Here is a 966-nt window from a genome sequence, read left to right on the forward strand (position 1 = left end):
CTTGCATGTGTTAGGCCTGCCGCCAGCGTTCAATCTGAGCCATGATCAAACTCTTCAATTTAAGATTTTGTCGGCTCAATGAATACTGACTTCAAAACTGTCCCTTACTTAAAAAGTAAGAAGTAATTTTAAAGCCATTATCGTTCCAACAGAACGATAATGAATTTTGACTGTGTGACAGTAAGCGAACTTACCACCCTTAGGTCACGTGTTCATTGAAAACCATTTTACTTCCTAAGAAGTTGCTTATCTCCGCTCAAAGCAGAAGTAAACATAATGATTATCATCAACAAGTGTCCACACAGATTGATATAGGTCTATATTGTTAAAGAGCTTTGCTTTCAATGCCTTAGCACTYAAGCAGGACGCGTATAATACGCTATCTACTTTGAAAGTCAACATAATATTCTAAGTATTTACTTAAAAAACTATGYTGACTCGTCTCAATCGAGACAAGTCGAWATTAAAGCCTGGCGATGTCCTACTCTCACATGGGGAAACCCCACACTACCATCGGCGCTACTGCGTTTCACTTCTGAGTTCGGCATGGGATCAGGTGGGTCCGCAACGCTATGGTCGCCAAGCAAATTCTTCTTTTACTTTCAGCTTTTATTAAAAGCTAAAGGCAAAATTAATTCGGAAAGCTAATAAAAGTTCTTAATACACATTCAATCTGTTCTTGCTTTGAGTCCATCAAAACCCTTTGGGTGTTGTATGGTTAAGCCTCACGGGCAATTAGTACAGGTTAGCTCAATGCCTCGCAGCACTTACACACCCTGCCTATCAACGTTCTAGTCTTGAACAACCCTTTAGGACACTTAAAGTGCCAGGGAAGACTCATCTCAGGGCTCGCTTCCCGCTTAGATGCTTTCAGCGGTTATCGATTCCGAACTTAGCTACCGGGCAATGCCATTGGCATGACAACCCGAACACCAGAGGTTCGTCCACTCCGGTCCTCTCGTACTA

Annotated in this window: 2 rRNA genes; both read right to left on the reverse strand. The window is 42.2% G+C overall.

Going from position 1 to position 966, the window contains the following annotated elements:
* Positions 1 to 468: 468 nt before the first annotated feature.
* A 5S ribosomal RNA gene (rrf, locus tag L4D05_RS24020) occupies positions 469 to 584 on the reverse strand.
* A 130-nt stretch (positions 585 to 714) separates the two neighbouring features.
* Positions 715 to 966, reverse strand: a 23S ribosomal RNA gene (locus L4D05_RS24025); the annotation flags it as partial.

Origin of the sequence: Vibrio nomapromontoriensis (assembly GCF_050337205.1) — a bacterium.
In the GTDB taxonomy this organism is placed as follows: domain Bacteria; phylum Pseudomonadota; class Gammaproteobacteria; order Enterobacterales; family Vibrionaceae; genus Vibrio; species Vibrio nomapromontoriensis.